The 26,065-nt window shown below is 68.6% G+C and carries 21 protein-coding genes; 10 read left to right on the top strand and 11 right to left on the bottom strand.

The window, feature by feature from the left end; all coding sequences use genetic code 11:
* Both Q8N10_RS17745 and Q8N10_RS17750 read right to left on the bottom strand, forming a co-directional pair.
* The coding region (locus tag Q8N10_RS17745) for an epoxide hydrolase N-terminal domain-containing protein (protein ID WP_305663968.1) at window positions 1-246 on the bottom strand (246 nt) is incomplete at its 3' end.
* Window positions 247-305: 59 nt separating this feature from the next.
* Window positions 306-899, bottom strand: a complete 594-nt coding sequence (locus tag Q8N10_RS17750) for a TetR/AcrR family transcriptional regulator (protein ID WP_304774516.1) — start codon at window positions 897-899, stop codon at window positions 306-308.
* Window positions 900-986: 87 nt separating this feature from the next.
* Here Q8N10_RS17750 and Q8N10_RS17755 point away from each other — a divergent pair, with 87 nt between their 5' ends.
* The 5 genes from Q8N10_RS17755 (at window position 987) to Q8N10_RS17775 (ending at window position 5,397) form a co-directional block, all read left to right on the top strand.
* Entirely contained in the window at window positions 987-2,036 is a 1,050-nt protein-coding gene (locus Q8N10_RS17755; RefSeq protein ID WP_304774518.1) for a DUF2855 family protein, read from the top strand.
* A 26-nt stretch (window positions 2,037-2,062) separates the two neighbouring features.
* Entirely contained in the window at window positions 2,063-3,451 is a 1,389-nt protein-coding gene (locus Q8N10_RS17760) for a carotenoid oxygenase family protein (protein ID WP_304774520.1), read from the top strand.
* 148 nt (window positions 3,452-3,599) lie between these two features.
* Window positions 3,600-4,034 (top strand): DoxX family protein, encoded by a 435-nt coding sequence (locus tag Q8N10_RS17765; RefSeq protein WP_305663969.1) that lies wholly within the window; start codon window positions 3,600-3,602, stop codon window positions 4,032-4,034.
* Window positions 4,031-5,011 carry an NADPH:quinone reductase gene (locus tag Q8N10_RS17770; RefSeq protein ID WP_304774524.1) on the top strand — a complete coding sequence of 327 codons (981 nt, stop codon included), beginning with the start codon at window positions 4,031-4,033 and terminating at the stop codon, window positions 5,009-5,011. Before Q8N10_RS17765 ends, Q8N10_RS17770 begins: the two co-directional genes overlap by 4 nt.
* On the top strand, window positions 5,008-5,397 hold the full coding sequence (locus tag Q8N10_RS17775; RefSeq protein WP_304774526.1) for a nuclear transport factor 2 family protein: 390 nt from the start codon (window positions 5,008-5,010) through the stop codon (window positions 5,395-5,397). The genes Q8N10_RS17770 and Q8N10_RS17775 overlap by 4 nt, the downstream gene beginning before the upstream one ends.
* Before the next feature lie 338 nt (window positions 5,398-5,735).
* Here Q8N10_RS17775 and secA read toward each other — a convergent pair whose 3' ends face one another.
* Window positions 5,736-8,498, bottom strand: coding sequence for a preprotein translocase subunit SecA (gene secA / locus Q8N10_RS17780; RefSeq protein WP_304774528.1), 2,763 nt, complete (start codon window positions 8,496-8,498; stop codon window positions 5,736-5,738).
* A 231-nt stretch (window positions 8,499-8,729) separates the two neighbouring features.
* On the bottom strand, window positions 8,730-9,905 hold the full coding sequence (locus Q8N10_RS17785; RefSeq protein ID WP_304774530.1) for an acetyl-CoA C-acyltransferase: 1,176 nt from the start codon (window positions 9,903-9,905) through the stop codon (window positions 8,730-8,732).
* A 150-nt stretch (window positions 9,906-10,055) separates the two neighbouring features.
* Between Q8N10_RS17785 and Q8N10_RS17790 the strand changes: the two genes are divergently transcribed.
* Both Q8N10_RS17790 and argJ read left to right on the top strand, forming a co-directional pair.
* A complete protein-coding gene (locus tag Q8N10_RS17790) occupies window positions 10,056-11,081 on the top strand; it encodes a peptidylprolyl isomerase (protein WP_304774532.1) in 1,026 nt (341 codons plus the stop codon).
* On the top strand, window positions 11,078-12,541 hold the full coding sequence (argJ, locus tag Q8N10_RS17795; protein ID WP_370690154.1) for a bifunctional glutamate N-acetyltransferase/amino-acid acetyltransferase ArgJ: 1,464 nt from the start codon (window positions 11,078-11,080) through the stop codon (window positions 12,539-12,541). Before Q8N10_RS17790 ends, argJ begins: the two co-directional genes overlap by 4 nt.
* On the opposite strand, the gene Q8N10_RS17800 is transcribed toward argJ, so the two are convergent.
* Together Q8N10_RS17800 and Q8N10_RS17805 are read right to left on the bottom strand one after the other, a co-directional pair.
* Entirely contained in the window at window positions 12,538-14,928 is a 2,391-nt protein-coding gene (locus tag Q8N10_RS17800; protein ID WP_304774533.1) for a bifunctional diguanylate cyclase/phosphodiesterase, read from the bottom strand. The two genes, argJ and Q8N10_RS17800, sit on opposite strands and share 4 nt — an antisense overlap.
* The gene (locus Q8N10_RS17805) at window positions 14,925-16,148 is read right to left on the bottom strand and encodes a FecR domain-containing protein (protein ID WP_304774535.1); all 1,224 of its coding nucleotides are present in this window, start codon (window positions 16,146-16,148) and stop codon (window positions 14,925-14,927) included. Before Q8N10_RS17805 ends, Q8N10_RS17800 begins: the two co-directional genes overlap by 4 nt.
* Window positions 16,149-16,338: 190 nt before the next feature.
* Here Q8N10_RS17805 and Q8N10_RS17810 point away from each other — a divergent pair, with 190 nt between their 5' ends.
* Entirely contained in the window at window positions 16,339-17,916 is a 1,578-nt protein-coding gene (locus tag Q8N10_RS17810; RefSeq protein ID WP_304774537.1) for a ShlB/FhaC/HecB family hemolysin secretion/activation protein, read from the top strand.
* Window positions 17,917-18,018: 102 nt separating this feature from the next.
* On the opposite strand, the gene Q8N10_RS17815 is transcribed toward Q8N10_RS17810, so the two are convergent.
* From Q8N10_RS17815 to Q8N10_RS17835, 5 genes are all read right to left on the bottom strand, one after another.
* Window positions 18,019-19,479, bottom strand: coding sequence for a DEAD/DEAH box helicase (locus Q8N10_RS17815; RefSeq protein WP_304774539.1), 1,461 nt, complete (start codon window positions 19,477-19,479; stop codon window positions 18,019-18,021).
* 277 nt (window positions 19,480-19,756) lie between these two features.
* A complete protein-coding gene (locus Q8N10_RS17820; RefSeq protein ID WP_304774541.1) occupies window positions 19,757-22,903 on the bottom strand; it encodes a glycoside hydrolase family 2 TIM barrel-domain containing protein in 3,147 nt (1,048 codons plus the stop codon).
* A gap of 23 nt (window positions 22,904-22,926) precedes the next feature.
* On the bottom strand, window positions 22,927-23,967 hold the full coding sequence (locus Q8N10_RS17825; RefSeq protein ID WP_304774543.1) for an amidohydrolase: 1,041 nt from the start codon (window positions 23,965-23,967) through the stop codon (window positions 22,927-22,929).
* Window positions 23,964-24,578: a 2-hydroxychromene-2-carboxylate isomerase gene (locus Q8N10_RS17830; protein ID WP_304774545.1), complete on the bottom strand. Its 615-nt coding sequence runs from the start codon at window positions 24,576-24,578 to the stop codon at window positions 23,964-23,966. The genes Q8N10_RS17825 and Q8N10_RS17830 overlap by 4 nt, the downstream gene beginning before the upstream one ends.
* Window positions 24,575-25,264: a glutathione binding-like protein gene (locus Q8N10_RS17835; protein ID WP_304774547.1), complete on the bottom strand. Its 690-nt coding sequence runs from the start codon at window positions 25,262-25,264 to the stop codon at window positions 24,575-24,577. The genes Q8N10_RS17830 and Q8N10_RS17835 overlap by 4 nt, the downstream gene beginning before the upstream one ends.
* 128 nt (window positions 25,265-25,392) lie before the next feature.
* Here Q8N10_RS17835 and mutT point away from each other — a divergent pair, with 128 nt between their 5' ends.
* Together mutT and Q8N10_RS17845 are read left to right on the top strand one after the other, a co-directional pair.
* Window positions 25,393-25,803, top strand: a complete 411-nt coding sequence (gene mutT / locus Q8N10_RS17840) for an 8-oxo-dGTP diphosphatase MutT (protein ID WP_304774548.1) — start codon at window positions 25,393-25,395, stop codon at window positions 25,801-25,803.
* On the top strand, window positions 25,719-25,964 hold the full coding sequence (locus tag Q8N10_RS17845; RefSeq protein WP_304774550.1) for a Flp family type IVb pilin: 246 nt from the start codon (window positions 25,719-25,721) through the stop codon (window positions 25,962-25,964). The genes mutT and Q8N10_RS17845 overlap by 85 nt, the downstream gene beginning before the upstream one ends.
* Window positions 25,965-26,065 lie beyond the last annotated feature (101 nt).

The raw sequence follows: 26,065 nt of genomic DNA on the forward strand, positions 1-26,065 counted from the left end.
GAGGTCATAGTCCTCGACCCGGGCCGTGAACTGCGGAAAGCGGTTGAGCTCGGCCATGGCCGAGCGCCAGTCGTAGCGCTCGGTCCAGTGTTCACAGAGGCCCTTCAGATAGGTGGCGTCGCAGCCATAGGCCCAGCCGTCGGCGACCTCGGGGATCGGCGGCCAGGGATAGGCTCGCACCTGATCCAGCACGACCTGGACGTCGGCCTCGGGCCAGGTGACTTCGAAGGGTTGGATATTGGCCACGTGCGTTTCCCCAGACTGTTGCGGGGAACCTCGGCCAGTGACGCAGGGGCGGTCAAGCCTTACGGGCGCAGCCCTCGTGCGAGGGCGCCGTTCAGGTGACGGTGTAGCTCCCGCGCGGCGCCCGGGGGGATCTTGCCGGCCAGTTCCAGCCCCACCGCGCCGTGAGCGGCGGCCCAGAACATCTTTCCGATCTCCTCTGGATCGCCCTGCAGCACGCCCTCGGCCACCAGGGTTTTCACGTACTGGGTCTGGGTCTCGTGGGCGCGGTGGCCGGCCGCCACCAGGTCGGGATAGTTCTCGGCGTGGGGCTGATCCAGGTCGAACATCAGCTTGTAGGTCTGGGGATGTTCGAAGGCGAAGTTTAGATAGGCCTCGCCCACGGCCGCCCCCTTGGCTCGCGCGCCTTGCGTACTTGCGTAGGCGTCTTCCAGGGCCTGGGCGAAACGGTTGAAGCCGTTGGTCCGCACCGCCGCCAGGATGTCCTCCTTGTCGGCGAAGTAGCGGTAGGGGGTCATGGGGCTGACCCCCAGCTCAGAGGCCAGCTGGCGCATGGTCACCGCGTCAGGGCCGCGCTCGGCGAACAGCTTCTCGGCCGCCTCGCACAGGCGTTCACGGAAGTCGGCGACATCGCTTTCGGACAGGACGCGGGGCATACCGGAAACTCTAGCAAACAAACTGCTTGCAAGGCGTTACCTCTTACGCAATAAATTTACAACGTAAGAAACAAAACGGGGGAAACGATGGCCGGTTGGGACCTGTTGGTGGACCGCAAGGACCTGCGCAAGGCGCAGATCATTTCCGCCGAGGCGCCGGCCCTGGCCGACGGCGAGGTCCGCCTCGAGGTCGAGCGTTTCTCGCTCACCGCCAACAACATCACCTATGGGATCATCGGCGACGCCTTCGGCTACTGGAAGTTCTTCCCGGCGCCCGACGGCCTGGGCCGCATTCCGGTCTGGGGCTTCGCCACGGTGACGGAATCCAGGGCCGCCGACGTGCCCGTCGGTCTGCGCCTGTTCGGCTATCTGCCGATGTCCACCCGCTTCGTCATGCAGCTGGTCAAGGCCCGCAGCGGGTTCGTCGACCGCGCGCCGCACCGGGCCGAGCTGCCGCCCACCTACAACGCCTACAACGAAGCGCCGGCCGATCCCCTGGACGACCACCGCGCCCTGCTGCGGCCCCTGCTGATGACCAGCTTCCTGCTGGACGATTTCCTGGGGGAAGACGAAGGCCTGACCTCGCTGGTGCTCTCCAGCGCGTCCAGCAAGACCGCCCTCGGCCTGGCCTGGTTCGCCAAGGCGCGCGGCCGCGAGGTGATCGGACTGACCTCGCCCGCCAACGCCAAGCTGATCGAGGGCCTGGGCCTCTACGACAAGGTCCTGACCTATGACGAGGTCGCCGCGCTGAAGACCCGAGGCCCCACCGCCTTTGTCGACTTCGCCGGCGATCGCAGCGGGACCGCCAAGGTTCACGCCGCCCTCGGCGGCGGTCTCATCCGCAGCATCATCGTGGGCGCCACCCACTGGGAGGCGGGCGGCGGCGGGCAGGTGGAGATCGCAGGCCCGACGCCGACCCTGTTCTTCGCGCCCGACCAGATCCGCAAGCGCATGGCCGACTGGGGCCCCGGCGAGGTCGAGAGCCGCTTCGACGCGGCCCTGCGCGCCTTCGTCGCCGACAGCTCCTGGCTGAACCTGGTGCAGCACCAGGGCCAGCAGGGCCTGACCGAGGCCTATCACATGGTCCTGGAAGGTCGCGTGCGGCCCCAGGACGGACACATCATCACGCCGGCCTGAACCGGTCACTTAGAGGGAGACACGCCATGGACGGCGAGGTTCGCATCAATCCCTATCTCGGCGGCAACTTCGCCCCCGTGCGGTCCGAGGACGACTTCGATCTGCAGGTCACCGGTGAGATCCCGGCCGGCCTGCGCGGCACGCTTTACCGCACCGGACCCAACCCGCAGTTCGAACCGCGAGACCCCAACTATCACTGGTTCACCGGGGACGGCATGCTCCACGCCTTCCGGGTGGAGGACGGCAAGGTCAGCTACCGCAACCGCTATGTCCGCACGCCGAAGTGGGAGCTGGAGCACGAGCACGGCCGCTCGCTGTTCGGCGGCTTCAACCCGATGCTCACCGACCCTGTCGCCGCCGGCAAGGACAGTGGCGTGGCCAACACCAACATCCTCTGGCACGCTGGTCACCTGCTGGCCCTGGAAGAGGGCCACATGCCCTTCGAGGTCGCCCCTGGAACCATGGCCCCCAAGGGTTATGCGGAGCAGTACAAGGGCCGGGTCACCGCCCACCCGAAGATCGATCCCAAGACCGGCGAGATGGTCTGGTTCGGCTATGGGGTCGGCGAGGCGCCGCTGTCGGCCGGGATGAGCTACGGGGTCACCGACGCCAGTGGCGTGGTCAGCCGGCGCTCGGACTTCCAGGCGCCCTATTCGGCGATGATCCACGACTTCCTGGTCACCGAGAACTACGTGCTGTTCCCGGTTCTGCCGCTCACCGGCAGTCTCGAACGGGCCATGAAGGGCCTGCCGGCCTATGCCTGGGAGCCGGAGAAGGCCGGCTATGTCGGGGTCATGCGCCGCGACGCCGATGTCTCCACCATCCGCTGGTTCAACGTGCCCGCCTGCTACGTCTTCCATCCGATGAACGCCCATGAGGCGGACGGCAAGATCATCGCCGAGGTGGCCCGCTACGACGCCGCCCCGCTGTTCCCCATGGCCGATGGATCGCCCGGTCTGCGCACCGCCGCGCGCCTGACCCGCTGGACCTTCGACCTGGCCGGAAGCAGCGACGCCATCAAGGAGGAGGCCATCGACGACCTCGACTGCGAGTTCCCGCGCTTCGACGAGCGGCTGGCGGGCGGCGCCTATCGCCACGGCTTCTATGCCGGCGACACCACCAATTCGAAGTCGGTGAAGCTGAACGCCATCGCCCACCTGGACCTCGCCACCGGCAAGCGCCAGGTCCACGCCTTCACCGGCGGCGATCTGACGTCGGAGCCGGTCTTCACGCCGCGCTCGGCCGACGCAGCCGAGGGCGACGGCTGGCTGACTGCGGTGGTCTATCGCGCCGCAGAGGACCGCAGCGACTTCGTGGTGTTCGACGCCCTCGACGTCGCCAAGGGCCCCATCGGCATGGCCCACATGCCCCGCCGCGTGCCCTTCGGCTTCCACGGCAACTGGGTGGCTGACTAGACAAACCCCGTCATCCCGGACGCCGATAGGCGATGCGGGACCCAGGGGCGTGCGCACCACCCCTGGGTCCCGGCTCTCCGCTTTGCTGCGGCCGGGATGACGTCGATAGGAGCTTGCTCCGGCGCGCACACGCTCCCACCATCGCGCCATGACCTTCCTGGTGCGACCCGAGCCGCTTCCCCATCCCCGCCTGCGCGCCGCCTTGCGGTGGTCGCTGGCGGTCATCTACATCGCCTTTGGGGTCGTACACCTGCGTAGCGCGCCGGGCTTCCTGGCCATCATGCCGGCCTGGGTTCCTTATCCGCTGGAGGTGGTGCTGATCACCGGGGTCTGCGAAATCCTCGGCGGCCTGGGCCTGCTGATCCCGCGCCTGCGGTGGATCTCCGGCGTCATGCTGGCGCTCTACGCGATCTGCGTCTATCCGGCCAACCTGCATCACGCCTTCGGCCAGGTGGAGGTGGGCAGCCTGCCGTCGAGCTGGTGGTATCACGGACCGCGCCTGGCCTTTCAGCCGGTGTTCGTCTGGTGGGCCCTGTTCGCCGGCGGCGTGATCGACTGGCCACTTCGGAGGACACCCGCATGAAAGCCATCTGGTACGACCGCACGGGTCCCGCCCGCGAGGTGCTGGAACATGGCGACCGCCCGACCCCGGAGCCCGGACACGGCCAGGCCCTGATCCGGGTGAAGGCGTCTGGGGTGAACCCCTCCGACGCCGGCATGCGCGCGGGTCCGGCCGCCATGGCCTATCCCCGCATCACCCCCAACAGCGACGGCGCGGGCGTGGTCGAGGCGGTGGGGCCGGGCGTGGCGGCGACCTGGGTTGGCAAGCGTGTCTGGTTCTACAACGGCCAGCGCAACGGCCGCGCCTTCGGGTCCGCCGCCGAGTACATCGAACTCGACACCGACCTCTTGATGGAGCTGCCCGACAGCGTGTCGTTCGCGGAAGGCGCGACCCTGGGCATTCCCTGCATGACCGCCCACCGCAGCCTGTTCGTCGCGGGCCCCGTCCAGGGTCGCACGGTGCTGGTGACCGGCGGCGCGGGCGCGGTGGGCAATTACGCCGTCCAGTTGGCCAAGTGGGCCGGCGCCACGGTGATCGCCACGGTCAGTTCGGAAGAGAAGGCCGACCGCGCGCGGGCCGGCGGCGCCGACCATGTCATCGACTACCGCCAGGAAAAGGTCGCCAGGCGGGTCCGCGAACTGACCGGCGGGGAGGGCGTCCACCACGTCGTCGACGTCGACTTCGGCGGCAATATCGCCACCACGCTGCAGGTGGTTCGAGTCAACGGATCGGTGGCCTTCTACGCCACCAAGGGGGCCCGCGAGCCGGTGGTCCCGGCCGGCGCCCTGATGGGGCTGAACCTCGGCGTCCATGGGGTCTATCTGCCGATCTCTCCGCCCGAGGCCCGCAAGCGCGCCCAGCAGGACATCACCCGCTGGATCGGGACCGGCGAGCGCATCCTCTCGGTCGCCGGCCGTTTTCCGCTGGAGGATTGCGCCGGCGCCCATGAGCTTGTGGAGGCGGGCTCCAAGGTGGGTACGGTGGTCGTCGAGCCGTGACTCCAGCCGAGACCGCCATCCGCGCTCGGCGCAAGCTGACCAACAAGCTGATCGCCGCCCACGAGGCCGCCCGCCTGCGGCCCTTCCTCGCCTCGGACATCAACCTCATCGCCGGGGACGGAAGCCTGATGGTGGGGGTCGAGTCGGTGCTCGCCGCCTTCGACAGCCAGTTCCGCGATCCCAGCTTCGTCACCTATCTGCGCACCACCGAGGCCGTTCGCCCTGACCAGGACGAGGCCCGCGCGGCGGAGACGGGGACCTGGGTCGCCACCTGGCGCGGCTCGCCGACCCTGACCGGGACCTATCTGGCGGTCTGGAGGAAGGTCACGGGCCAGTGGGTGATCGAGTCCGAGCTCTACGTGACCCTCACCGAAACGCCCGCCTGACCCCATGCAGTCCTGCAGAGCGGGTCTGCGAAACTGACCCCTCCCGCTGTGGCCAAGCTCACCCCATATACGGGCTGTCGCCGCTCCCCCGGCGACGCCTACCGCACTTGGAGACGACCCGTGAAAATCCTGTGGCCGCTGCTCACGCTGGGCGTGACGATCAGCATGGCGATGACGACCTGGTCAGGTCACGCCTTCGGCTAGACCCTGACCTTCCCACGACGAGCGAGGCGCGGCTGTTGTGCGCCTCGCGGTGGAAGCCGGCGATCTTCTTGTATTCTCCGGGCCCGCTCGCAGACCGGTCAGACGCCTCCGACCCCGAGCAGGTCGTCGCTCCCCTAGACCAGGGTCCCGTGGCAGTGCTTGAACTTCTTGCCTGAGCCGCAAGGGCAGGCCGAGTTGCGGCCGGTCTGCTGCCAGCCGTCCGGCAGGGCCGCGACGGGCAGGGCCTCGCGCTGGGCGACCGACAGGCCTTCGGGCAGGGCGCCCATCTCGGCGGCGTTCTCGCCGGTCAGCGGATCCATGTGGACCTCGGTGTAGTTGCTCAGCGGCGCGGGCTCCTCCGGCTCGGCGTAGCTGAACTCCACCGTCATCAGCCAGCGCGTCACGTTCTGGCGCAGGTCCACCAGCAGCTTCTCGAACAGGGAGAAGGCCTCGGTCTTGTACTCGTTCAGCGGGTCGCGCTGGGCGTAGCCGCGCAGGCCGATGACGTTGCGCAGGTGGTCCAGGTGCATCAGGTGCTCGCGCCACTGCAGATCGACCATCTGCAGCAGGAAGCTCTTCTCGATATTGCGCATCTGGTCGGGGCCGACGGCGGCCTCCCGCTCGACGGCGCGCGCGTCGGCCGCCTTCTGGAGGCGCTCCTGGATTTCTTCGTTGGCGATGCCGTCCTCAGCCGCCCACTGGGCGATCGGCAGGTCCATGCCCAGCATGCTCACCACATGCTCGTGGAGGCCCACGACATCCCACTGCTCAGCATAGGCCTTGGGCGGCAGATGGCGGGTCACCAGGTCCTCGATGGTGTCCTGGCGCATCTCCGTGACCACTTCGGAGAGATCGGCGGCGTCCATGAATTCGGCGCGCTGCTCGAACACCGCCTTGCGCTGGTCGTTCACGACGTCGTCGTACTTCAGCAGGTTCTTGCGGATCTCGTAGTTGCGTTGCTCGACGCGCTTCTGGGCCGTGGCGATGGCGCCGTTCAGCCACTTGTGGGTGATCGCCTCGCCTTCCTGGACGCCGAAGGTGCGCATGATCCCGTCGAGGCGCTCGCCGGCGAAGATGCGCAGCAGGTCGTCCTCGCAGGACAGGAAGAATTTCGAATGGCCGGGGTCGCCTTGACGGCCGGTGCGGCCGCGCAGCTGGTTGTCGATCCGGCGGCTCTCGTGGCGTTCGGTGCCCAGCACGAACAGGCCGCCGGCGGCCAGGGCCTGGACCTTCAGGTCGGCGATCTCGGTCTCGATCTCAGCCTTGCGCTTGATGGCCATCTCGGGCGTGACCTCGATGCCCAGGCCGAGCTGCTCGTCACGCCACTTCAGCACCCGCATGTCGACGTTGCCGCCCAGCTGGATGTCGGTGCCGCGACCGGCCATGTTGGTGGCGATGGTCACCGCGCCGGGGATGCCGGCGTCGGCCACGATCAGGGCTTCCTGCTCGTGATAGCGGGCGTTCAGCACGTTGTGCGGCACGCCCTTGACGGTCTTGCCGCTGGCGTCGGTGAAGGTGTGCTCCTTCAGCAGCTCCGACAGGGTCTCCGACTTCTCGATGGAGACGGTGCCCACCAGGATCGGCTGGCCCCGCAGGTGGCATTCCTCGATCTGTTTGAGGATGGCCAGATTCTTCTCGGCCTCGGTGCGATAGACCTCGTCGTCGTCGTCGATCCGCGCCACCGGGCGGTTGGTGGGGATCTCCATGACGTCCATCTTGTAGATGTCGCCGAATTCCTGGGCCTCGGTGGTCGCCGTGCCGGTCATGCCCGACAGCTTCCCGTAGAGGCGGAAGTAGTTCTGGATGGTGACCGAGGCCAGGGTCTGGTTCTCGGGCTGGACGTGAGCGCCTTCCTTGGCCTCGATGGCCTGGTGCAGGCCCTCCGACAGGCGGCGGCCCTGCATCATGCGGCCAGTGAACTCGTCGATCAGGATCACTTCGCCGGAGCGGACGATGTAGTCCTTCTCGCGGGTGTAGAGCACGTTGGCGCGCAGGGCCTGGTTCACGTGGTGGACGATCGAGACGTTGGCCGCGTCATAGAGGCCCGCCGAGTCCTCGGCCAGGTGACCGCCGGACATCAGGATGTCCTCGATCTTCTCGGCGCCGTCCTCGGTGAGGATGACCTGCTTCTGCTTTTCGTCGTGGTCGAAGGTGGTGGGGTCCTTGATCAGCTCCTTCACCAGCAGGTCGATGGTCTTGTAGAGCTCGCTGCGGTCCTCGGTGGGCCCCGAGATGATCAGCGGCGTGCGCGCCTCGTCGATCAGGATGGAGTCGACCTCGTCGACGATCACGAAATGGTGGCCGCGCTGGACCATCTCGCTGGCGTCATAGACCAGGTTGTCGCGCAGGTAGTCGAAGCCGAACTCGTTGTTGGTGCCGTAGGTGATGTCGGCGTTGTAGGCCGCCTGGCGCTGGCCCTGGGACAGGCCGTGCACGATGTTGCCGCTGGTCAGGCCCAGGAAGCTGTAGACCTGACCCATCCAGTCGCCGTGCAGCTGGGCGAGGTAGTCGTTGACGGTGATGACGTGGACGCCCTTGCCCAGCAGGGCGTTCAGATAGACCGGGGCGGTGGCCACCAGGGTCTTGCCCTCACCGGTCCGCATCTCGGCGATGCCGCCCTGGTGCAGGACCATGCCCCCCACCAGCTGCACGTCGAAATGGCGTTGACCCAGCACCCGCCGGGCGGCTTCGCGCACGACGGCGAAGGCTTCCTCCAGCAGCTGGTCCAGGGTCTGGCCCTTGGCCAGGCGCTCCTTGAACTCCGCGGTCTTGGCGCGCAGCGCCTCGTCCGACAGGGCCTGCATCTGGGGTTCGAGCGCGTTGATCTTCGCGACGCGGGCCGTCATGGCCTTGACCTTGCGGTCGTTGGAAGAGCCGAAGAACCGTTGGAAGAGCATGCGAGGGGAACGTCCGGATGATGCGGGGCGGCGGCGGCGGCCACACGGGACCCTTCGCCTGCCCGGAAATTCCGCTCTTTTCAGGGCGCGCGAGACTTAAGCAGCGCTCCACCAAGTGTCAACGCGGCTGGGGTGAGCAAGCCTAACGCTCAAGCTCGGGATTCGCCCAAAGAAAAGGCCCTCCCGGTGAGGGGAGGGCCCGATCTCGTCGTTCAATTCGGCTTTCGAGGTCTAGTAAACTTCGAACAGGCCCGCGGCGCCCATGCCGCCGCCGATGCACATGGACACGACGGCCCACTTGGCGTTCCGGCGCTTGCCTTCCTGCAGCACGTGGCCGGCGAGACGGGCGCCGGTCATGCCGTAGGGGTGGCCGATGGCGATGGAGCCGCCGTTGACGTTGAACTTCTCGGGATCGATGCCGAGCTTGTCGCGGGAATAGAGGCACTGGGAGGCGAAGGCCTCATTCAGTTCCCACAGGTCGATGTCGTCGATCTTCAGGCCGTGGCGTTCCAGCAGGCGCGGGATCGCGAAGACCGGGCCGATGCCCATTTCGTCAGGCTCGCAGCCGGCGACGGCCCAGCCCTTGAAGGCGCCCATCGGCGACAGGCCGGCCTTTTCGGCGGCCTTTGAGTCCATGATCACCACGGCGGCGGCGCCGTCCGAAAGCTGGCTGGCGTTGCCGGCGGTGATGAACTTGTTGTCGCCTTCACGAACCGGCTTCAGCTTGGCCAGGCCTTCCAGGGTGGTGTCGGGACGGTTGCACTCGTCCTTGTCGACCACGAAGTCGACGATCGACTCTTCCTTCGTCTCCTTGTTGACGACCTTCATCTTGGTCTTCAGGGGGACGATCTCGTCCTTGAACTTGCCGGCCTGTTGGGCGGCGGCCATGCGGAGCTGCGATTCCAGGCTGTACTCGTCCTGGGACTCGCGGCTGACCTTGTAGCGCTCGGCCACGATGTCGGCGGTGTCGATCATCGGCATGAAGACGCCGGGATACTGTTGGAACAGGGCCGGGTCGTTGTTTTCACGCGAACCGCCGCCGCCGGGGAAGGAGAGGCTTTCCACGCCGCCGGCCACGACCGCGTCGGCGCCGTCATTGCGCACGTAGTTGGCGGCCGTCGCGATGGTGTTGAGCCCCGAGGAGCAGAAGCGGTTGACGGTCACGCCCGAGGTGGTGATGGGCATGCCGGCCAGCAGGGCCACCTGGCGGCCGAGGTTGCCGGCGCCGTGGGCCACGTTGCCGATCACGCAGTCTTCGATCGCCGAGGCGTCGAGGCCGGACTTGGCCACCGCGTGCTTCACGGCGTGGGCGCCCATGGTCATGGTCGGGGTCATGTTGAAGCCCCCGCGACCCGACTTGGCCAGACCCGTGCGGGCATAGGAAACGATTACGGCTTCACGCGTCATGAAATATATCCTCCCGAAAAATGGACCACGTCGGCCTGAATGTTTGGGGCCGCGCAGGTTTAGATCGGCGGCGACCTTTGCATCCCGTGGCGTAAATGGCTAGAGCGGGACGGCTGGACCCCCGGCATTTTCGACCTCGAGGTATGGCCCATGGCGCTGGGAAGTTTCACCCGCATTTCGCACCCGGTCCGCACGATGATTGTCGTGTTGGCGGCGACCCTGATGCTCGCTTCCTGCGGGAAGGGCCCCGGCGCGGAACATCCGCCCGAACCCGGTGACGCTGCGGTGGCCAAGGTGGACGGCCGCACGGTCTGGGCTTCCGACGTCAAGCGCGAGGCGGTGGCCCAGGGCCTGATCGGCGAGGGTGAGCCCCTGGACGTTTCATCCGACCTGTTCCGCCGGGTGATGGACGAGGTGGTGGACCAGAAGCTGCTGGCCAGCGAGGCGCTCAAGCGCAAGCTGGACAAGGACCCCGCCGCCCAGCGCCGCCTGGCCGCCGCCCGCGAGCGTATCCTGGGCGACATGCTGGTGGAGAGCACCGTCTCCGACGCCGTCAACGAGAACGCCATCCGCGGCCTCTATCAGGAGCAGCTCAAGCTCGCCAAGCAGTCCGAGGAGTTGAAGGCCCGCCAGATCGTCCTGGGCAGTCTGGCCGAGGCCGACGCGGTCAAGAAGCTCCTGGCCACCGGCGCCTCCTTCGAAGCCCTGGCCATGGAGCGCTCCACCGACGCCGCCACCCGCTTCAACGGCGGCGATCTCGGCTACTTCACCACCGACGTCATGCCCGAGGCCTATGACGCCAACCTCAAGGTGGCCAAGGCCGGCCAGATCGTCGGACCCTTCGAGGTGGACGGCGGCTGGGCCCTGGTGAAGGTCGAGGACCGCCGCCTGGAGCAGCCCATCACCCTGGAAGCCGCCCGGCCGCAGATCGTGCGCTTCCTGACCTATGATCAGGTTCGCGACCTGCTGGAGAAACTGCGCGCCCGCTCCAAGATTCAAACCCTGATCCGGCCGCCCCAGGATGTGCCCGGGCAGCCCAAGGAGCCGGCCAACGCCCCGCCCGTGGCGCCCGGCGCGGCGGCGGTCTCAGCGCCCGCGGCGAGCGCCAAGCCTGCCGCCGCCGCCCCCACTGCAAAGAGCCCCGCCCAACCCGAAGCCAAGGCGGCCAAGCCATGACCCGTCCGCCCGCCGAGAAGCCTGCCGGCAAGTCTTCGCCCCCCAAGCCGGCGGCCACTCCCAAGGCTGCGGGCAAGACCCCCGCCGCCATCGCCCTGGAGGTCGCCTCCAAGCCGGTGGAGGTGATGGGCCAGACCATCGAACGCGCCCGCGCCGCCCTCAAGCGCGCTGACAAGCAGCCCCAGGCCGACGCTCCCCCGGCCACCCCGGCGCCCGCCAAGGGCGCCCTGCCGGTCTCGCCCCTGGCCGTGCCGTTCCCGAAGATCCCGGCCATCCCCGGCGTGCAGATCGCCACCAGCCGCGCCGGCTTCTACAAGCACGACCGCGAGGACCTGCTGGTGATGCGGTTCTCCAAGGGCACGTCCGTGGCGGGCGTCTTCACCCGTCACGGCATCGGCTCGGCGCCGGTGGACTGGTGCAAGAAGCATCTGGAGATGTCCAAGGGCGCCGATGCGCGGGCCCTGGTGGTCAACGCCGGCTGCGCCAACGCCTTCACCGGCAAGCCGGGCGCCGACGCCGTGCGCCGGGTGGCCTCGGCCGTGGCCAAGCGCTTCGACTGCCGCCAGCGCGACGTGATGGTGGCCTCCACCGGGGTGATTGGCGTGCTGCTGGACGACGCCAAGATCACCCAGCGCCTGCCCGACATCGAGGCCAAGCTCGCCGACGACAACTGGGCCGGGGCCGCGCGGGCCATCATGACCACCGACACCTTCGCCAAGGGCGCCTATGCCGAGGCGATGATCGACGGCGAGAAGGTCAAGATCGCCGGCGTCTGCAAGGGCTCGGGCATGATCGCGCCGGACATGGCCACCATGCTGGCCTTCGTGGCCACCGACGCCGCCATTTCGCCCGCCGCCTTGCAGACGCTCGCCAGCCTCTACACGCGCACCACCTTCAACTGCGTCACCGTGGACGGCGACCGTTCCACCAACGACACCCTGCTGCTGTTCGCCACCGGCCAGTCCGCCGCGCCAAATATCAGCCGCGCCGGCGACAAACGCCTGGCCGATTTCCGCGTGAAGCTGGAGGCTGTGCTGCTGGACCTGGCCCTTCAGCTGGTCCGCGATGGCGAGGGCGCCAGCAAGTTCGTGAAGATCAACGTCACCGGCGCCGAGAGCCCGGCCTCGGCCCGCAAGATCGCCCGCACCATCGCCGAGAGCCCGCTGGTGAAGACCGCCTTCGCCGGCGAGGACGCCAACTGGGGCCGCATCGCCATGGCCGTCGGCCGCGCCGACGAGCCCATCGACCGTGACCGCGTGAAAATCCAGTTCGGCCCCCTCATCGCCGCCCAGGACGGCCTCGTCTCGCCCACCTATGACGAGGACAAGATGAGCGCCTACATGAAGAACCAGGAGCTGGAGGTCAGCGTCGACGTCGGCGTCGGCAAGCACGCCGCCAGCGTCTGGACCTGCGACCTCACCAAGCAGTACGTCGCCATCAACGGCGACTACCGAAGCTAGCCCACCGCCGCGAGCCGGGGCGTCTCCCCCCAGCCCGTCAGGAACTCAGTGAGGTCGGCCAGCGGGACGGGGCGAGAAATCAGGTAGCCCTGGATGGCGTCGCAACCCATCAGGGCGAGGGCGGCCTGGACGTCGGCGGTCTCCACCCCCTCGGCGACGACGCTCATGCCCAGGCTGTGGGCCAGGTCGATGGTGGACTTCAGGATCAGACGGTCGCGCTGGCTCTGCGCCACCGCCACCACCAGCGACTTGTCGATCTTGAGCTCATCGGCGTCGAGCATCTTCAAATAGGACAATGACGACAGGCCGACGCCGTAGTCGTCGATGGAGACCTTGAGGCCCGCCGCGCGGAACGCGGCGATGGAAGCCGTCGCAGCGGTGGGGTTTTCGATCACGGCGGTCTCGGTGATCTCCAGGCAGATGCCGTGGTCGCGGCCCGCCATCATGGCCTGGACGTTGTCGCAAAAGCCGCGGTCGGCCAGCAGCCGCCCGGAGAGGTTCACAGAGACCACGACGTCATGGCCCGAAGCCTTCAGGGCGGCCCGGTCCCGCAGGGCGCGCTCCAGGGTCCACTCGGTCAGCTCGCGGATGGCGCCCGTCTCCTCGGCGATGCCGATGAAGCTGTCGGGCGCGATCGGGCCCCGCACCGGGTGCCTCCAGCGCACGAGGGCCTCGACGCTGTGCACCGCGCTATCGGTAAGGGTGAGTTTCGGCTGGTAGTGCAGGCTGATTTCGCCGGCGTGCAGGCCGCGACGCATCTCGGTCATCAAGGCGAGGTTGAGCGAGGGGTCCACGTAGGTCTCAGCCTCGAAGGTCACCAGGCGGCGGTTCAGCCGCCGGGCTTCGTCCAGGGCCAGGGCGGCGTTTTCCAGCAGCCGTTCAGGGTCGTCCTGGGTTGAGGTGCGGTGCGAGACCCCCAGCTTGATGAAGGCGTCCACCGTGTGTCCGGCCACTTCGTGACCGGGGTCCAGGGTCTCCAGCCTCTTGAGGTCGGCCAGCAGGGTGTGGGTGTCGGCGCGGTGCAGGACGAGTCCCAGCACCGAGGTGGAGAGGTGGGCGACCTGGCCGTCGCCGCACACGGCCTGCAGCCGGGCGGCGACGCCGCGAACGATCAGGTTGGAGAGGCTGTAGCCCACGGCGCCCCGCATGGTGGGGTAGCGGTCGATGCCGATGGCCACGACCGCCAGGGCGCCCCCCTCGGCGCCCTGCATCCGCGAGGTGACTTCGCTCAGCAAGGCGCGGCGGTTGGGCAGGCCGGTCTCCGGCTCGTGCAGCGCCTGGTGCAGCAGGCCCGCCTCACGCTCTTCGATGATCGAGCGGGCGCGGCGGGCGAGCTCGGCCTGCGTCGCCCACAGCAGGCACGCCAGCTGGGCGGCCACGAGCGGCGCCACCGACAGGCTCACGGGGGCCAGATTCTGCAGCAGGATGGGCAGGGTCAGCAAGCCGACCCCGACCGCCACGTGGCGGCGTGACAACGACCCCCGGGCGGCCTGGTGGTTGGCGCGCAGGAAGAATATCAGCAGGCAGGCCAGGGCGAAGGTCATCCAGGCCGGCGGAGTCGTCATGGCCCTGCCGCTGGTCAGGTTCTCGAACGCCAGGGCGTGGAGATAAACCCCATTCACCGTGCCGGCCTGCGGGGTGGCGAACTCGTCGCCAAGTTCCAGGGCCGTGGCTCCGATCAGGATCGACCGTCCCCGCACCAGCCTTGGATCGAACCGGTTGCTGTAGACGTCCTCGAAGCTGAGGTGGTCGATCTCGCCGACCCTCGCGGCATAGTCGATCAGGAAACTGTCGCGCCGCTGTTGAGGCGTCTGCGCCAGGGAGGCACCCATGGAGGGGCGATAGGTCTCGTCCGCGCCGAAGCCGTAGGTGTAGCGGCGCACGCGGCCATCGGGGTCGATGGGGATGTTCACGCTGGCCAGCAGGGCTTCCGTCGAGAGACCGCGCAGCGGCGAAGTCTCCACCAGGCTGGTGCGGCCGTCCGCGCGCCGCACGGGCTGGACGAAGGTCGGCAGGATGACCGAGCCCGGCCGCGCGGCGATGGCGTCGGCCAGGGCCTTGTCGGTGGTGGCGGTCGAGTTGGCGCTAAAGTCGACATCGAAAGCCACCACCTTGGCGCCCGCCGCCTGCAGGTTGCCGATCGCGGTGGCGAAACGGTCGCGGCCCCAGGGCCAGCGTCCGGCCGCCCGAAGGCTGGGGACGTCGATCTCGACGACGGTGATCTGGTGGCTGGGCGCGCGCTGCAGGGCCTGGAAGCGGAGGGCGGCCAGGGCATCCTCAATGGGGGTGAGGGCGCCGCTCAGCATGGCCAACGCCACGCCGAGCGCCGCCGCGGCCAGGCCGACCTGCGACCGCAGGCGGCCGATCAGATGGCCCAGTCGGCTCACTTGGATCCGCGACCCTTGCCGTTACCGGTCACATCTTCGGCCACGCCGCCAACGGTGCTGATCAGGCCTGCGACCAAGCCGTCCGTGCCGCCGTTGCCGTTTCCGTTGCCGGTGTTTCCGCCGCCATTGCCATTAGAGCCGGCGTTTCCGGTCTCCGTGGCCGCGCCGCCGTTGCCGTTGCCTCCGCCGTTGCCGCTGGAGCCGGTGTTTCCGGTCTCAGCTGCTACGCCACCGTTCCCGTTTCCATTGCCGTTGTTCCCGCCGCTATTGCCATTGGAGCCGGTGTTTCCGGTCTCAGCGGTCGCGCCGCCGTTCCCGCTGTTTCCATTGCCGGGGCCGTTGGTGCCTGGGTTCTCGGGCGGCCCGCCGCCATTTCCGTTGCTTCCCGCACCGTTGGTCAGGGCCGCGCCGCCGCCGTCCGCGGGACCATTCCCGCCCCGGGCGTCGGAGGCTTCGAGTTGGCGATCGTTCTGGGCGACCTCGATTGGGAGGGCCGCCGGCCCGACGGTCTCCGCCCCCATTGCGGCGCTGGCGGCGCCATTGCCCGAGGTGATCGCGCCCGCCTCATTTGCAATCATGGTCGGTCCGCCGGAGTCCACCAGGCCGCCGGACACCGTCTTGTAGTCCAGGGGTTCGATCTTCACGGCCTCAGGCGCGCCCGCGGTGGGGGTCACTGTTCCGGTGACCTGCACCGACTGCGGCGCGTCCCGGGAGACCGCCCCGCTCGATCCCGCTCCGACGTCGCTGCCAAGATCCGAGCCGTTGGAGCGAACCTCCACCAGGCCCTCGGCCACATTCACCGCGTCCGACATCGGCCCCACAACCACGGTGAAGGTCGTCCCCTTCACAATGGCGGCCAACAGGGGCGTATCGACGCGGAAGTGCGGAGACTTCTGCTTGTCCACCTTGAACATCACCGCGCCCAGGTCCTGCATCACCCGGGTGAAGCCGCCGGCGTCCGGCGCCACGGTCATGCGGCTGTTGGGACCGACGACAATCTGCTGCAACCCGTTGTCCAGGGCCGCGCGGGCGCCGAGCGTGGTGGTGATGCTGGAACCCGTGGGCACCGTCTGATTCAACCGGGCCGGGGCGACTTCCGCCCCGGGGACGGTGATCCGCACGGTGCCGTTGACTTCCACCAGCCGCCAGGCGGCGGCTTGGGCCGAACCGGCGGCGAACGCGAGAACCGAACAGGCAAAAAACAGGGCGGTGCGGCGCATGGGTGACCCCAATCTGTGGACCGAAAAATTATCGCTCGCGTCACAAATAACGTCGCTGTGGCTAAGCCTTTGCTAAAGCGAGAAAAAAAATCGAAACGTTAGGGTCTCGTTCACGATGTTCGTTCACCAACGGAGATAGTGGTTCGAAGGAGCGCAAGGCGTGACGTGGACTGGAGCAGGGACGTGGCGCATGGCGGACAGGCCCGTCCTCGCCGCCATGCCTATCGCCGCGGTCATGTTCTTGTCGCTGCCGGTGTTCGCCTGGGCGCAGGATGAAGCGCCCTCGGCCGCCGCCTGCGACAGCCCTGACAGCGGCTGCTTCCAGCTCAACGCGGTCACCCTGGAAGGCCTCACGGTCTATAAGCCCGGCGAGCTGGCCGCGCTCTACCAAGGCTATCTCACCCGCGATGTGAGCACCGCCGACCTGGTCGACATCGCCACGGCGATCACCGACCGGTACCGCGCCGACGGCTACTTTCTGTCTCGCGCCGTCGTGCCGCCGCAGGCCCCGGGCACGGGCGTCGCGCGCATCCGCATCTATGAGGGCTACATCAGCGAGGTGGCCTTGACCGGGATCGGCGCGCCCGCCGCTTCCCCCTATCTTAAGGGCCTTCCAGACCTACGCCCCGTGCGCCTCGCTGAGCTTGAACGCCGCCTGAGCCTGGCCGGCGATGAGCCTGGCGTGCAGATCAAGACCCAGCTGGAACCGGTGCTGGACGATCCGGCCCGCCACCGCCTGGTGGCCGTCGCCAGCCTGAAGCCCCTGGCCGTGAGCACCTATGTGGACAACCGCGGCCCGAAGACCAGCGGGCCCTGGCAGGCCTATGGCCGCGTGGCCAGGAACTCCGCTGTCCGCCCTGGCGATCAGCTGGCCCTGGCGGTGCTCACCGTGCCCAACGACCCGAGGGCCTTCACCTATGGCGAGGTGAGCTATTCCGCCCCCCTGGGCGACGGCGCGCGGGTGCGCGGCACGATCGGCATGGCCAAGGCCCGCGACGGCGCCAACACCCTGTCCACCGACGTGGGCAGCGAGAGCCTGTCGGCGAGCGTCAGCTATCTGACGCCGCTGAAGCGCGACCGCCGGGTCAACGCCTGGACCCAGACCACCCTCCAGGCGCGGCACATCGAGCAGGACTGGACCGACACTGGCGGCTATGCCGACAACGTGGTCGTGCTGCGTGCGGCCTTCAACGCCGACGTGACCGTTCCCGGAGAGTCCAGCAACCTCTTCGCCCAGGTTTCGGCCGGCCAACGGGGCCGACCCGGCGCCGGGCCCGAGGAGGGCCTCTCACGCGCCGACGCCTCGCGCCAGTTCGTGAAGCTCAACGTCCACGGCTCGCACTATCGCGACCTCGGCTCCTGGGCGGGGCTGTTCCTTACCGCGGACGGCCAATGGTCGCCGCACCGCCTTCTGTCGTCGGAGGAGTTCGTGGTCGGCGGCGCGCCCTATGGACGGGGCTACAACTACGCCGAAATCGGCGGCGACCAGGGCGTCGCGGCGTCGGCCGAGCTGCGCGCCGGCTTCAGCCCCAAGCGTGGGTCCTTCAGCTTCCTCCAGGGCTACGGCTTCCTCGACGCGGGCAAGGTCTGGAACCTCGAGCGCTCAGGCGGCGATGCGGACCTGGTTTCCACGGGCCTGGGCGTGCGCGCCCGGGTCGGCGACCGCGCCACCCTGACGGTCGAGGCGGCCCGCCCCCTGACCCGCACGCCCTACGACCGCGTCAAGAAGACCTGGCGGCCGTTCTTCGCCCTCTCCACAAGGTTCTGAGGTCCACGCGCGCACTCCACGGCGCGTCCGCCCTTCGCCCAATGAAAAAGCGCCCCGCCCGGTGGGGCGAGGCGCTCGATCTAGCTCAGACCGTCAGGCCATCTAGTCGATGGGGCTCCAGCGCTTGGCCGGGGCCGCGGCGGCCCCTTCGCGCTTGGGACCCTTGAAGGCCGCCTGGCTGATGGGAGTGGTCGAGGCGCGTTCGCCGCCGGTGCGGGCGCCGTGGGGGTGGCGATCACCGCCGGCCCCGCCGCCGTGACCCTTGGCGGGACGGTTGCGCTGCGCGCGCAGGCCGCCCGGCAGGTCGCTGCGGTTCTGCGGCTTGCGGGCGCCGCCGGCGCCGTTGCGGTCGCCGCCATGGTTCTTGCGGCCGGCCTCGGCCCGCTCGGCGGCCACTTCAGGCATGGCTTGCGTCATGACCATCAGGGCGCGGTCGCCGCGGCGTTCCTCGGTGGGGATGTTCTGGCGCGTCACCTTCTGGATGTCGCGCAGCAGGTTGCGTTCGTCGTCGGCGCAGAAGGCCACGGCCGAACCGCCAGCCCCGGCGCGAGCCGTACGGCCGATGCGGTGGACGTAGCTCTCCGGCACGTTGGGCAGTTCGTACTGCACGACGTGGGTCACGGCGTCGACGTCGATGCCGCGGGCGGCGATGTCGGTGGCCACCAGGGCGCGGACTTCACCGGCCTTGAAGGCGGCCAGGGCGCGTTCCCGCTGGCCCTGGCTCTTGTCGCCGTGGATGGCCGCGGCTTCGACGCCGGCGGCTTCCAGGGACTTGGCCACCCGGTCGGCGCCGCGCTTGGTGCGGGTGAAGACGATGACGCGCTTGAAGTTCTTCTCGGCGAACAGTTCGCAGAGCAGGGCGCGCTTGCGGGCCGTCTCGACGAAGATCACCTTCTGGTCGACCCGTTCCACCGTGGTGGCCTGCGGGGTGACCGAGACCTTCAGCGGATTGGGGTTGAGCAGTTCACCGGCCAGCTTGCCGATCTCGGTGGGCATGGTGGCGGAGAAGAACAGGTTCTGCCGCTCCTTGGGCAGGTACTTCACGATCCGGCGGATGGGCAGGATGAAGCCCATGTCGAGCATCTGGTCGGCCTCGTCGAGGACGAAGATCTCCACGCCGCCAAGCGTGATGGTCTTCTCGCCCAGGTGGTCGATCAGGCGGCCAGGCGTGGCCACCAGCACGTCGACGCCGCCGGCCAGGGCGCGCATCTGGCCGCCATACTTCACGCCGCCGAAGACGACGGCGACGGAGACGCCCAGGTGCTTGCCATAGGCCTTGAAGCTCTCGCCGATCTGGGTGGCGAGTTCGCGGGTGGGGGAGAGCACCAGGACGCGGCAGCCGCGGCGCGGCGCGGGCTTACGGTCGGCGGCCAGGCGATGCAGGATCGGCAGGGCGAAGGCGGCGGTCTTGCCGGTGCCCGTCTGGGCGATGCCCAGCAGGTCCTTGCCGGTCATGACGCCGGGAATGGCCTGGGTCTGGATGGGGGTGGGGGTGGTGTAGCCTTCGTCGGCCAGGGCCTTCAGCAGGGGTTGGGCGAGGCCGAAGTCGGTGAACTTGGTCAAAACGTAAGTATCTTTCACATATGCGCCGAATGCGGCCGCTGGCCGGAGGGCCAGGGTCGCTGAGCGCGGGGTCATTTGTGGAAAGCCCCCGCGTGGCGGGGCGATCTATGCGATCTCTTTCGGCGCTCGACAGGCTGGGACCTTCGTAAATCCCATCACGCGGCTGGAGCGCCATAGCGCTGCGAATTGCTGCAGCGCGGGGCTCATATGCGCCGCGAAGTCCTCAAAGTCAAACGAATACGGCCAAGCTCCTTCGCAGGTGCGGCGCCGGTGATACCTATTCGCGCGCCACCACGCCCGGGTCGTCCCCCGCCGCATAGGGCCGCAGCTCGTAGTTCAGGACGTGGACGCCCGCCCCGATCCTGTAGCGGTCCAGGGTGTCGGGCCCGCAGCTCGCCGTGCCCAGGCCCCGCTGGCGGATGTCCAGATTGACCAGGGTCTCCGCCCGCGGCGTCAGGTCGGTGGTATGCTTGGCGGCGAACAGGTCCTGCGGCGCGAAGTGGCTGGCCGACCCCTCGCAGGCGGCCACGAAGACCAGGCCCACCTCTTCACCCTCCACCGCCATCCAGCGCAGATCGGTGCGGTTGCCGTGCTCCTGCGGCAGGACATAGGGCACGTACTGCTCGCTGACCGTCCCCTCGAACCGCCCGATCCAGCCGGCGGCCTTGCGGTCCACATAGGTGTCTCCCGGCCCCCGCCCGAACCAGGTCAGACGCTCGAAGCCCTCGGGCAGGGCCAGGGTGATCCCCAGGCGGGGGAGGTCGGGCAGTTCGGCGGCCACCTCGAAGCGGTTGCTGACCGCCACCCGCCCGTCCGGCGTGATCCTGTAGTCCTGGCGGTGGAGGATCGCCTCGGCCAGATGGGCGCTGGCCCAGGCCTGGACGATGGTCACCACGACACTGCCCGTTGTCTCGGCGACCTCGATCCTCGCGGGCCCGGGAACCAGGGCGTCCAGCCCCGCCGCCAGCCACTTGCCCAGCGGCTTGGCGTCCTGGTCGGTCCAGCCCTTGATCCCGTCATTGTCGGTGGCGCCGCGCCAGACCTGCAGACGTGGCCCCGCCAGCACCAGGGCATGGTTGCGCCACAGGTAGCGCTCGAGGCTCCCGGAGCTCTTGGAGAAGATGAGTTCGAACCCCTCGCCCCCGACCCGCACCGTCTCCTCGGTCTGCATCAGCACCAGGGTCCCGGTCAGGCGCTCCGGCGGCAGGCCGGCCTTCACGGCCAGGCTGACCGGGAGTTGCGCCCAGGCGACCTCGTGCCCGGCTGGCGCCCAACGGGTCGGCTCGGCAAGCGCGAACCGCACCACCAGGAAGGCTTCCTGGCCGGCCTCGATCTCGGGCCTCGTCAGGTTCAGCGCCACGCTTTCCGTCGCCCCCGGCGCGGTCGGCAGCCTGGGCAGCTTGCCCTCGGCCACCACCCGCCCGTCGACCTGCAGGGCCCACGATCCCGTCAGGTCCTCGAGCGTCGCGAAGTCGCGCTTGTTGGTCACCGCCAGCCGTTCGCCGTCCCAGGCCACGCTGACCGGCTGGGCGAGGGTCTTGAACTCCCACAGGGCCGGGTGCGGAACGCGGTCGGCGCCGATGATGCCGTCGCAGCAGAAGTTGAGGTCGTTGGGCGTATCCCCGAAGTCGCCCCCATAGGCCATGAACGGTCGCCCGTCGGCGGTCTGCTGAGCGATGCCGTGGTCAACCCACTCCCAGATGAAGCCGCCCTGCAGGCCGTGGTGGGTCTCGAAGGCCTCCCAATAGTCGCTGAGCGATCCGTTGGAATTGCCCATGGCGTGGGAATATTCGCACAGGATCATCGGCCGCCGGTCGGCCGGGTCATCGGCCTTGGCCCAGGCCACGATGTTGTCGATGGGCGGATACATGGGGCAGACAATGTCGCTGGCCATCGCCCCCGGCGCGCCGCCCGCCTGCATCCCGCCCAGGGCCGCGATGTGCTGCAGGGCGGCGCTGGGGTCCCAGCCCCAGATCGCGCCCTCGTAGTGCAGGGGCCGCGAGGGATCATACTGCCGGATCCAGCCGGCCATGGCGTCGTGGTTGGGGCCATAGCCGCTCTCGTTGCCGAGCGACCAGAGGATGATGCTGGGATGGTTCTTGTCCCGCTCCACCATGCGCAGGCCCCGCTCCAGGAACTGGCTGGCGTAGCGGGGATCGCGGCAGAGCCCATGCAGGAAGTCGTGGCTCTCGATATCGGCCTCGTCCACCAGATAGAGGCCGTACTCGTCGCAGAGCTCGTACCAGGCCGCGTGGTTCGGATAGTGGCTGGTGCGCACCGCGTTGACGTTGAATTGCTTCATCAACAGCACGTCGGCCAGCATGTCCTCGCGGGTGATGGCCTTGCCCCGGACCGGATGGTGCTCGTGGCGGTTCATGCCTGCGATCATCACCGGCTTGCCGTTGATCAGCAGCTCGCGGTCGCCCAGCTCCACGCGGCGGAAGCCGACGCGGACGCTGGTCGCCTCCACCGCCGGCCCGTCGCCCCGATGCAGCGAGATCACCAGGGTGTAGAGGTTCGGCGTCTCGCTCGACCACAGGCGTGGGGCGGGGACGGCGCTCTCCAGGGTCACCTGGCCCAGGGCCGGACGATAGGGACTGTGCCCCTTCACCGCCGACCAGACCTTCTTGCGCAGCGGCGCGTCCAGGACGGGCACGTCGCCGTCATAGAGCTGCGCCTCCACCTCCCAGCCGTTGTCCGGCTCGGCCGTGAAGCCCAGCTTGACGGTCACGCTGAGCGCGCCGGTGGCGTGGTCGTCCTCGAGGCCCGCGCGGGCGAAGACGTCGGCGATGTGGGTGGGCGCCGAGGCGATCAGTTCGACGTCGCGGTGGATGCCCCCCATCCACCACTGGTCCTGATCCTCGATATAGGAGGCGTCCGACCACTTCACCACGGCGCAGGCCAGCAGGTTGTCCGCGCCGGGCTTCACGAAAGCGGTGACGTCGAAGTCCTGCGGCAGGCGGCTGTCCTTGCCCATGCCGACCGCCTGGCCGTTCACCCAGACATAGAGCACGCTCTCGGCCGCCCCGATCCGCAGCACGATGCGCCGCCCGTCCCAGTCGGCCGGGACCTCGAAGGCGGTGCGGTACAGTCCCGTCGGGTTCTCGTCGGGCACATTGGGGGCGGCCAGGGCGAAGGGCATCTGGACGTTGGTGTAGTGCGGCCTGTCGTGGCCGTGCATCGTCCAGTTGGACGGCACGGGCAGGGCGCCCCAGCCCGCGTCGTCGAAGTCGCGGGCGGCGAACTCGGCCGGGATCGCCTCGGGCCGGTCCACCAGCTGGAACTTCCAGTCACCGTTCAGGGAGCGGACAAAGGGGGAGGACCTGCGCGCCAAGGCGCTCTGCATATCGCCATAGGGCGTGAAGCTGGCGCGCGCCGGCAGGCGGCCCACCGACACGGTTTCCGGGTGAACCCAGGTACGCACCGCACCCTGAAACAGCAGCTCCCTCACAGGTCGAGACGGTAGATCTTGGTGGCCGTGCCCGAGAACAGCGCCGTCTTCTCCGCCGCCGAGGCCCCCTTGGCCAGCACCTTGAAGGCGTTCCACAGCACGTCGTAGTCGCAGGTGCCGATATCGACCGGGAAGTTGCTCTCGAACATGCCGCGATCAGGTCCGAAAGCCTCGATGCAGGTTTCGATATAGGGCTTCCACTCCGCCGCCAGCGCCTCCGACGAGGTCGGCGGGTCGGACATGAAGGAGGAAAAGCCCGGGAACACCATCGCCAGGCCCCCCAGCTTCACCGCCACATTGGGGAGTTCGGCGAGCGCCAGGATGTTCGCCTTCCAGATCGGGAAGCGCTCCTCCCGCTTGCCGGCATAGCTGGCGATGCCCAGCGGGGTGCCGACGTGGTCGAGGATGATCTGGGTGTCGGGGAAGGCGCGGGCCAGGTCGATCAGGTCGGGAAGCTGCGGCTCCAGCATCCAGGCGTCGAAGGAGAGGCCGAGCGGCGCCAGCTGCGCAAAGCCCTCGCGGAACTTGGCCGACATGTAGAGGCCGCCCTCCTGCCGGGCCAGCGGCCCCAGCACGTCCTTGTCGGGATCGGACGACGCGCTCTGGCGGATGCCCCGGAACCGCCCGCCGCCGGCGGCGATATGGGCCTCCAGCACCTCGCGCACCGCCCCGCCGAGATTGCAGTCGGCATGGCCGACGATGCCGGCGCAGGCCAGGACATCGCCGTAGAGGCCGCTGGCTGACATGGCCGCGACGCCGTTGACGAACTCGGTCTCGCCGACGGGCCGCATGGCCGGCGTGGCGCTGCGCCGGTACATGGAGCCGCACTCCATATAGACGGTGGCCTTGACGTTATGGCCGCAGGTCATGTCGGCCAGCAGTTCCGGGAACAGGTAGCGCGGCACGCGCCGGGTCACGTGCTCGAAGCCGTGCTTGGGCGGTGGCAGGGCGGCCATCAGGGCCGCGGGCCGGTCCCACAGGTGATGGTGCGGATCGACGATCGGCAGGTCCGGCTCGAGGATGGTCTCGCGGCTCATGCTTTGTGGTCCTTGAGCGCCGCGACCGCGTCGGCGATCAGGGGCAGGCGGTCGTTGCCGAAGTACATGTCGGTGCGGTTCACGAAGATGGTCGGGGAGCCGAAGCCGCCCCGGGCGATCACCTCCTCGGTGTTCAGCCGCAGCTGATCCTTGACCGCGGGCTCGGCGATGCCTGCGAGGAAGTCCGCCGGGTCGATCCCGACGGCGTGGCAAATCTCCGCCAGCACCTCGTCCTGTGAGATGTCGCGGTTGTCAGTCCAGTAGGCCCTGAACACCGCGTCGGCGAAGGCGACGAGCTTGCCCTGCGGCGCGAGCCATATGCAGCCGCGCATGGCTTTCACGCTGTTCACCGGGAAGACCTTGGGCGGGAAGGCGATCCTGACGCCGGAGTGCCGCGCCCAGTCCTCCAGGTCCTTCTTCATGTAGCGCGCCTTGGCCGGTACCGGTGTGGCCCGCTGCTCATAGACCGAGGGGTTCACGGTGTTGAAGATGCCCCCCACCAGGATCGGCCGCCAGTCGATCTCCACCCCCAGCTCCGCCGCCATCGGCTGCAGGTTGTGGAAGGCCAGATAGGTCCAGGGGCTGGAGCAGTCGAAGAAGCACTCGATCATGTGGCGGCGATCCCAAAGAGGTTCTGCTTGGTCTGGGCGTCCATCTCGCCCGGCCGCGCCATCCGGCCCACCGAGGTCCCCGCCACCACGCCCGGCCGCGCCCGCACCGTGGCGAACCAGCGCTTGATATGGGGATAGTCGTCCAGGGTGAAGCCCTGCGCCTTGTGGGTGATCAGCCAGGGGAAGCAGGCCATGTCGGCGATGGAATAGTCGTCGCCGCCCACATAGGCGCCTGTCCGCCCCAACTGGCCATCCAGCACGCCGTACAGGCGCGCGGCCTCCCGCTCGTAGCGGTCGATGGCGTAGGCGATCTTCTCCGGCGCATAGAGCTTGAAGTGGCCGTTCTGGCCCAGCATCGGCCCCAGCCCACCCACCTGCCACATCAGCCACTGCATGACGCTGGAGCGGCTCCTCACATCGGCGGGCAGGAAGCGGCCGGTCTTCTCGGCCAGATAGACCAGGATGGCGCCGGTCTCGAAGACCCCGATCGGCGCCCCGCCGTCGGCCGGGTCCTGGTCGACGATGGCCGGGATGCGGTTGTTGGGGCTGAGCTTCAGAAAGTCGGGCGCGAACTGCTCGCCACGGCCCAGGTTCACCGGATGCACGGCATAGGGCAGGCCGCACTCCTCCAGCATGATGCTGATCTTCCAGCCGTTGGGCGTGGCGGCATAGTAGAGGTCGATCACCGGCGTCTCCCGGGCCTCTCAGGGGGCCTTGGGTCTAGACTACCTGCCCTGTCGCGCGACGCCACCGTCACCCCGCGTCATTCGTCCCGGCTGTTGCATTTCGTCTTCCGGCCCGCGATGCAGGCGCCATGGCCGATCCCAAACCCATGGTGCTTGTCGCCGCCGCCGCCCTGATCGATAGCGACGGCCGCGTGCTGATCGCCCAGCGGCCGGAGGGCAAGACGCTCGCCGGCCTCTGGGAGTTTCCCGGCGGCAAGCTCGAGCCCGGCGAGACCCCGGAAGCGTGCCTGATCCGCGAGCTGGAGGAGGAGCTGGGCATCGGTGTGACCCAGGCCTGCCTGGCCCCCTTCGTCTTCGCCAGCCACAGTTACGAATCCTTTCACCTCATGATGCCACTCTACCTGTGCCGTCGATGGGATGGCGTGATCACGGCCAGGGAGCACGCGGCGCTGGCATGGGTGAAACCCTCAAGACTCGGCGACTATCCGATGCCGCCGGCCGATGCGCCGCTGGTGGCCTGGCTGCGCGATCTCATCTGATCGCCTTCCTGCGGGACGATCGCGGGGCCACCATGATCGAGTACGCGATCCTGGCCGGCGTCCTGGGCATGGCGGTGGTGGCCGCCATCGGCGCCTTCCAGACCGTGCTGTTTGACCTGATGAACAAGGCCGCCACCGCCATCGAGACGGCCATCAGCTAATCAACCGCTCACCCCGGCGAAGGCCAGGGCCCAGATGCATCCACCGCGTTCAGAATGCTTGGCCCTGAGGTGTGACCTCCGACCTGGGTCCCGGCCTTCGC

This window comes from Phenylobacterium sp. (genome assembly GCF_030693625.1).
GTDB lineage: Bacteria > Pseudomonadota > Alphaproteobacteria > Caulobacterales > Caulobacteraceae > Phenylobacterium > Phenylobacterium ferrooxidans.

What these genes read in the sequence shown, in the direction of transcription:
- Q8N10_RS17750 (WP_304774516.1), bottom strand. Translation starts at nt 899, where the DNA reads ATGCCCCGCGTCCTGTCCGAAAGCGATGTCGCCGACTTCCGTGAACGC.
- Q8N10_RS17755 (WP_304774518.1), top strand. Translation starts at nt 987, where the DNA reads ATGGCCGGTTGGGACCTGTTGGTGGACCGCAAGGACCTGCGCAAGGCG.
- Q8N10_RS17760 (WP_304774520.1), top strand. Translation starts at nt 2,063, where the DNA reads ATGGACGGCGAGGTTCGCATCAATCCCTATCTCGGCGGCAACTTCGCC.
- Q8N10_RS17765 (WP_305663969.1), top strand. Translation starts at nt 3,600, where the DNA reads ATGACCTTCCTGGTGCGACCCGAGCCGCTTCCCCATCCCCGCCTGCGC.
- Q8N10_RS17770 (WP_304774524.1), top strand. Translation starts at nt 4,031, where the DNA reads ATGAAAGCCATCTGGTACGACCGCACGGGTCCCGCCCGCGAGGTGCTG.
- secA (WP_304774528.1), bottom strand. Translation starts at nt 8,498, where the DNA reads ATGCTCTTCCAACGGTTCTTCGGCTCTTCCAACGACCGCAAGGTCAAG.
- Q8N10_RS17785 (WP_304774530.1), bottom strand. Translation starts at nt 9,905, where the DNA reads ATGACGCGTGAAGCCGTAATCGTTTCCTATGCCCGCACGGGTCTGGCC.
- Q8N10_RS17790 (WP_304774532.1), top strand. Translation starts at nt 10,056, where the DNA reads ATGGCGCTGGGAAGTTTCACCCGCATTTCGCACCCGGTCCGCACGATG.
- argJ (WP_370690154.1), top strand. Translation starts at nt 11,078, where the DNA reads ATGACCCGTCCGCCCGCCGAGAAGCCTGCCGGCAAGTCTTCGCCCCCC.
- Q8N10_RS17805 (WP_304774535.1), bottom strand. Translation starts at nt 16,148, where the DNA reads ATGCGCCGCACCGCCCTGTTTTTTGCCTGTTCGGTTCTCGCGTTCGCC.
- Q8N10_RS17810 (WP_304774537.1), top strand. Translation starts at nt 16,339, where the DNA reads ATGGCGGACAGGCCCGTCCTCGCCGCCATGCCTATCGCCGCGGTCATG.
- Q8N10_RS17825 (WP_304774543.1), bottom strand. Translation starts at nt 23,967, where the DNA reads ATGAGCCGCGAGACCATCCTCGAGCCGGACCTGCCGATCGTCGATCCG.
- Q8N10_RS17830 (WP_304774545.1), bottom strand. Translation starts at nt 24,578, where the DNA reads ATGATCGAGTGCTTCTTCGACTGCTCCAGCCCCTGGACCTATCTGGCC.
- mutT (WP_304774548.1), top strand. Translation starts at nt 25,393, where the DNA reads ATGGCCGATCCCAAACCCATGGTGCTTGTCGCCGCCGCCGCCCTGATC.
- Q8N10_RS17845 (WP_304774550.1), top strand. Translation starts at nt 25,719, where the DNA reads ATGGGTGAAACCCTCAAGACTCGGCGACTATCCGATGCCGCCGGCCGA.